The organism is Rhizobium mesosinicum, assembly GCF_019511345.1.
Lineage (GTDB): Bacteria > Pseudomonadota > Alphaproteobacteria > Rhizobiales > Rhizobiaceae > Rhizobium > Rhizobium mesosinicum.
Map to the genome: position 1 here is coordinate 329,616 of NZ_JAEUAK010000006.1, position 6,384 is coordinate 335,999.

A 6,384-nucleotide genomic window follows, 5' to 3' on the forward strand; every position below is an offset into this window, starting at 1 on the left:
CTTTTAGACGAGAGTTTCAAAGGTTGAACACGACCCAATGCGTGAATCAGTCAAACTGACTTGAAGACAAGCGGCAGGTCGGCGCGAAGGCGCACTATGCTTGCGGCACGAAGGCCCTGATCCGGATGAACCGGTCTTGGCGATTGGTGCCATGTATCAAATCACAAACAGAAGAATTCAGGTGAACGATCGATGAGGCCAGGACAGCAGAACAAGCGCGGTCGAGGGCGTGGCAATAACAACAACAATAACAATGGCGGCGGTGGAAATAACAATAACAACAATTTCAACCGCAAGGGCGGAAACCCGCTGACCCGGACTTATGACAGCTCCGGCCCCGATGTGAAAATCCGCGGCACTGCCCAGCACATAGCTGAAAAATATGCGCAGCTTGCTCGTGACGCCCAAAGTTCCGGCGACCGCGTCATAGCTGAGAACTATCTGCAGCATGCTGAACACTACAACCGCATCATTGCTGCCGCACAGGCGCAGATGCAGGAACGCTTCCAGCGCGATGATCGCCACGACTTTAACGATCGCGATAATGCGGACCGTGACGGTGATGAACTGGACACGGCGGATAGTGACGACGTCGTCATCGTTCAGCCGCCCCACCAGCAACAGCGCGAACAGCAGCGGCCAGCTGCCGCAGCACCGGTGCCCGCACAGTCTCAGGCGGAGGTGATCGACGGTACCGGCCCGCAGCCGGATATCGAAGGTATCCCTGCCGAAGTCGCGATGGAGGAGGAAGGCTCTGCTGCGCCGCAGCGCGAGCGACAGCCTCGCCGCCGCAACGCAGGCAGCCGTCCGCGCCGTCCGCGCCGCGGTGCTGAAGGTGAGGCCGCCGGCGAGGAAGGTGCTTCCGCCGAAGCGCCGGTTCTGGCTGAAGCTGCTTCCGAATAAACTTGTTTCACGTGCGGAATCTGAAAGGCTGCCCTTCGGGTGGCCTTTTCTTTTTTGCGCGTCGCGTTGCCCTTGCCGCTGCGGGGCCGGAGGAGCGTCATGGGGTTCCTCGCCTGGGGGTGCGACCAAGGCGACTTCAGCACTAATTAGGTGCCGCCAGGCGTCGTCGGTGGGCAAATAGCGTCTGCGAAGGAGGTGCTCGCGGGCGTCAGTTTTCCGGTGTCTTACCCCTTTAAACTCTCCGGATTCTCCACCATATCCTGACCAGATCGTTTGCCGCAAATCCTAATGGCGACAAACAGGGCTTGCCTTTTGAGGGAGCTCAATCTCAATCATCGGTCTGTGCCTTATGAAGGGCAGGGCGATTCATGGAGGTAACATATGAATATCGAGAAATACTCCGAGCGGGTGCGCGGTTTCGTTCAGTCCGCCCAGACCTATGCGCTGGCGCAAGGGCACCAGCAATTCACCGCAGAACATGTGCTCAAAGTCCTGCTTGATGACGATCAGGGCATGGCCGCTTCGCTGATCGAGCGTGCCGGCGGCGACGCAAAGGCCGCGCGGCTTGCCAATGATGCAGCGCTTGCCAAACTGCCGAAAATTTCCGGCGGCAACGGCAATATCTATCTCGCCCAGCCGCTCGCAAAAGTCTTCTCCACGGCTGAGGAGGCCGCGAAGAAAGGCGGCGACAGCTTCGTTACGGTCGAGCGTCTGCTGCAGGCGCTGGCGATCGAAACCTCTGCCTCGACCTATCAGTCGCTGAAAAATGCCGGCGTGACCGCGCAGGCACTCAACCAGGTCATCAACGAAATCCGCAAGGGCCGCACGGCAGATACGGCGAGTGCCGAGCAAGGTTTCGACAGCCTGAAAAAATACGCGCGCGATCTGACGGGCGAAGCCCGCGAAGGTAAGCTCGATCCGGTTATCGGCCGCGACGACGAAATCCGCCGCACGATCCAGGTTCTCTCGCGCCGCACCAAGAACAATCCCGTCCTGATCGGTGAGCCGGGCGTCGGTAAAACGGCCATCGTCGAAGGCCTTGCACTGCGCATCGTCAATGGCGATGTGCCGGAGAGCCTGAAGGACAAGAAGCTGATGGCGCTCGACATGGGCGCGTTGATTGCCGGTGCGAAGTACCGCGGCGAGTTCGAGGAGCGCCTGAAGGCTGTGCTGAACGAGGTTCAGTCGGAGAACGGTGAGATCATCCTCTTCATCGACGAAATGCACACGTTGGTCGGTGCCGGCAAGGCGGATGGGGCAATGGATGCCTCCAACCTGCTGAAGCCTGCGCTTGCCCGCGGCGAACTGCACTGCGTCGGTGCTACCACGCTCGACGAATACCGCAAGCACGTCGAGAAGGATCCGGCCCTTGCCCGCCGTTTCCAGCCGGTCATGGTCGAGGAGCCGACGGTGGAGGATACGATCTCGATCCTGCGCGGCCTGAAAGAAAAGTACGAGCAGCATCACAAGGTGCGCATCGCCGATGCCGCGCTGGTTGCCGCCGCAACCCTTTCGAACCGCTATATTACCGACCGTTTCCTGCCAGATAAGGCGATCGACTTGATGGACGAGGCGGCCGCCCGCCTGCGTATGCAGGTGGATTCAAAACCGGAAGAGCTCGATGAACTCGACCGCCGCATCATCCAGCTTAAGATCGAACGCGAGGCGCTGAAGAAGGAAACCGATGTCGCCTCCGCCGACCGGCTGAAGCGGCTGGAAACCGAGCTTTCCTCAATCGAGGAAGAAGCCGACGCGCTGACGGCCCGCTGGCAGGCGGAAAAGCAGAAGCTCGGCCTTGCCGCCGACCTGAAGAAGCAGCTCGACGATGCCCGCAACGAGCTGGCGATTGCCCAGCGCAAGGGTGAATTCCAACGCGCCGGCGAGCTCGCCTATGGCGTGATTCCGGGACTGGAAAAGCAGCTGGCCGACGCCGAAAGCAAGGAAGACAATAGCCGCAACGCGATGGTGCAGGAGGTCGTAACCCCTGACAATATCGCCCATGTCGTTTCGCGCTGGACCGGCATTCCCGTTGACAAGATGCTGGAGGGCGAACGCGACAAGCTGCTCCGGATGGAAGACGAGCTGGCGAAGTCGGTGATCGGCCAAGGCGATGCGGTTCAGGCCGTATCCCGTGCCGTGCGCCGTGCCCGCGCAGGCCTTCAGGATCCGAACCGGCCGATCGGCTCGTTCATCTTCCTCGGCCCGACCGGCGTCGGCAAGACGGAGCTCACCAAGGCGCTCGCCCGCTTCCTCTTCGATGATGAGACGGCGATGGTGCGCATGGACATGTCGGAATACATGGAGAAGCACTCCGTGGCACGGCTGATCGGTGCACCTCCAGGTTATGTCGGCTATGACGAAGGTGGCGCGCTGACGGAAGCCGTTCGTCGCCGGCCCTATCAGGTCGTTTTGTTCGATGAGATCGAGAAGGCCCATCCCGACGTCTTCAATATCCTGCTGCAGGTGCTGGACGACGGTCGCCTGACCGATGGTCAGGGCCGGACGGTCGATTTCCGCAACACGATGATCATCATGACCTCGAACCTCGGTGCCGAGTACCTCACGCAGTTGCGCGAGGGTGAGGACAGCGAGACCGTTCGCGAGCAAGTGATGGATGTCGTTCGTGGTCATTTCCGGCCGGAGTTCCTGAACCGTATCGATGAGATCATCCTCTTCCATCGCCTGAAGCGTGAGGAAATGGGCGCGATCGTCGATATTCAGCTGAAGCGGCTGGTTTCGCTGCTGTCCGAGCGCAAGATCGTGCTCGACCTCGATGAGGAGGCCCGCAACTGGCTGGCGAACAAAGGATACGATCCTGTCTACGGCGCCCGTCCGCTGAAGCGGGTGATCCAGAAATTCGTCCAGGATCCGCTTGCCGAGCAAATCCTCTCGGGCCAGGTGCCGGACGGATCGACGGTGACGATTACCAGCGGCTCGGACAGGTTGCTGTTCCGGTCGAAACAGTCGGTTAGCGAAGCGGCGTAAGGCCGCGCAAACGAGAATTGGAGTGGCGGCTTTCGGGGCCGCCATTTTCGTTTCTTCGGAAAGGGAGAGTTATTTGCTCGCGACCTGATCCGAGGCGGGCTGATTGTTCAGCAGCGTATCGATGCGCTTGCGCTCATCCTCGAACTTGGCGAGCGCATCGCCCTGGAGCGACTTGCCGCCCGGCAGGCGGATGCGCAGCGGGTCGACCTTGGTGCCGTTGACGATCAATTCGTAGTGCAGGTGCGGGCCGGTGGATTCGCCTGTAGTACCCACCCAGCCGATGACCTGGCCTTGTCGCACCTTGGCGCCCGGCACGATACCCTTGGCGATGGCGCTCTGGTGGTTATAGGAGGATTCATAGCCATTGGCGTGGCGGACGATCGTCTGGTTGCCGTAGCCGCCGGAATCCCAGCCGGCCTTTTCGACAGTACCGTTACCGGCTGCGATAATCGCTGTGCCGCGCGGGGCTGCCCAGTCGACGCCAGTATGCATGCGAGCGAAGCCGAGGATCGGGTGGCGGCGCATGCCGAAGCCGGACTTGAAAATACCGTTCGGGACAGGATTGCGTAGCAGGAACTGCCGGATGCTCTTACCGTCCTGATCGAAGTAGTCGATCGTGCCGTCTTCCGGGTCCTGAAAGCGGTAGAAGCGCGTCAACGTATCGCCGAAGCGGGCGTTGACATAGAGAAGGTCGGAATCCTCCGTCGCCTGGCCGTTGGTGTCGGCCACGGAGAAGAAGGCTTCGAGGTAATCCGTCGGCTTCAACTGCGCCTGGAAATCGACATTGCTGGCGAGCAGCTTGATGATCAGCGCCGTCATGTCCTTCGTCATGCCATAGGAAAGGGCTGCGCGGTAAATGCCGTCATAGACGCGCGGCAGGTTCTGACCGGCGGACGGGGCGAAGGAATTGTCCTCGAAAGCGGTGGCGATCGCGTCCAGCATCGGCGGCTCGCTGCCGGCCACGAAACGGCCCTTGTCGTCGAGCGCGACGGTGACGAGATGGCGCGTGCCACGATAGACACTGGCGCGGATGATCTTTGCCTGCTCGCCCTTCTGGATGATACCGATGCGCAGGACGTCGCCCTTCGAGAGCGTATCGGTGCCGAACAGTGGGGCGATATAGCCGGACATGCCGTCTGCCTGTAACTGCGGATAGCCGGAATCGGAAAGCGCCTTGGCGATTGTCGTATCCTGGCGCACAGGCAGGATGTCGTCGGCGAATTCCTCGGTCTGCGGCGTAATGGATTCCGGTGCCGAGACCGTCATGTTCTGTTCGAGCACGCGTGCCGCAAGGCCGGCGGTGAGGTCGACGTCGTTGTCCTCGGCCGAGAAGCGGCGTGGATCCACATAATAGAGAGCTGCAAGCTGGGCATTTCCGTCTGTCAGAACGGAGCCGTTGGAGCGGACGTTCTCCTCGACCTCGTCAAGCGAGAGTCCAGGGGCCATGTTGAGGTTGGATTTGCCGGTCGGGAACGGTACAGTCTTCAGCGCCACTTCGGATTCAACATCGGAACCGTAAATCGCACCGGTGCGGCTTTGCGGTGCCGGCTGCGGCTCGTCGGCCGAGAAGATCGCGAGGGGATCGAAGTCCGGATAATCCTCGGTCGCGACGTGATTGGCAGCCAACATCATCTTCACATGGGAGAAGGGTTGGCGGCGTACGACTTCCTTCTCGCCGTCGTGGACGACGGTCGAGACTTCCATGATGGCGCGGTCGGATGGTTTGGCTGCGATGACGGGGGCGATCAGACGGCTGCCGCGGGTAACAGACGTGTCCTGATGTGCGTCGGCCGATGCGCTTGCATAGGCCTCGGCCGGGATTGCCAGTTGCTGCCGGCCATCGAGGGCAGCAAAAAGCGCAACACCCATGAGGATCGATGAGGTAATGCCTGTGAGGAACGTGCCCGAAAGCCAGCGAAGCGAAACTTCGCGTCGGTCGGGCGCACGTCGCCCGTCTGCCAGAAGCGGAGGCTCGCTGCCGAGCGAGCGGATCATCATTTTCTCCGTCATCATGGCAGGGGAGTTCGCATCCTTACATTCGATGTCGTTACAGGCATCCGCGGGCCGCTCCTGGCTGGGGCGAAAGATGTGCATATTTTGAGCACTGAAGTCAAATCACACCGGAATAGGCATTCTGCGCCTGTATGCCTGCGTGAATCGTGCGTGTTTCCTCTGACCAGCAGAATGTGATGATGTCGGGGCGAAGATGATCAAAATCGTATCTTCCACAGCAAAACCGACAAGTAGTCATGTTTTTCGGATTTTCCCGCGTAATCGGAATCCGGGAAACAAGCGGCTTTTTGCAGCCGATATAAAATCTTCTGTAGAAACAATGGGATGGAAGAAAAATGATTTTTTCGAAAAAGGGCTGTTGACTGTTTTGGTTTGGTGGGATTATAAGCCCACTCACTGACGAGGGCGGCGGCGCTGCTGGCGACGAAGTTTCTCGTTCTTAAGAAATCAAGCGGATTGGCGGATGCTGGTTTGTTGCTCTGG

At 60.0% G+C, this 6,384-nt stretch carries 4 protein-coding genes; 2 read left to right on the plus strand and 2 right to left on the minus strand.

All coding sequences use genetic code 11. The annotated features are described in order from the left end of the window. The first annotated feature begins 192 nt into the window (after positions 1-192). On the plus strand, positions 193-903 hold the full coding sequence (locus JNB85_RS18550) for a DUF4167 domain-containing protein (protein WP_220335776.1): 711 nt from the start codon (positions 193-195) through the stop codon (positions 901-903). Between the two features lie 381 nt (positions 904-1,284). After that, entirely contained in the window at positions 1,285-3,888 is a 2,604-nt protein-coding gene (gene clpB / locus JNB85_RS18555; RefSeq protein WP_220335777.1) for an ATP-dependent chaperone ClpB, read from the plus strand. Between the two features lie 69 nt (positions 3,889-3,957). Here the strand turns inward: clpB and JNB85_RS18560 are convergent, their stop codons facing one another. Together JNB85_RS18560 and JNB85_RS18565 are read right to left on the minus strand one after the other, a co-directional pair. Further along, positions 3,958-5,901: a M23 family metallopeptidase gene (locus JNB85_RS18560; protein WP_220335778.1), complete on the minus strand. Its 1,944-nt coding sequence runs from the start codon at positions 5,899-5,901 to the stop codon at positions 3,958-3,960. 197 nt (positions 5,902-6,098) lie between these two features. After that, positions 6,099-6,384, minus strand: a 286-nt coding sequence (locus JNB85_RS18565; RefSeq protein ID WP_220335779.1) for a hypothetical protein, incomplete at its 5' end; no start/stop codon positions are given.

Coding starts and splice junctions, on each gene's coding strand:
- JNB85_RS18550 (WP_220335776.1), top strand. CDS start 193: ATGAGGCCAGGACAGCAGAACAAGCGCGGTCGAGGGCGTGGCAATAAC.
- clpB (WP_220335777.1), top strand. CDS start 1,285: ATGAATATCGAGAAATACTCCGAGCGGGTGCGCGGTTTCGTTCAGTCC.
- JNB85_RS18560 (WP_220335778.1), bottom strand. CDS start 5,901: ATGATGACGGAGAAAATGATGATCCGCTCGCTCGGCAGCGAGCCTCCG.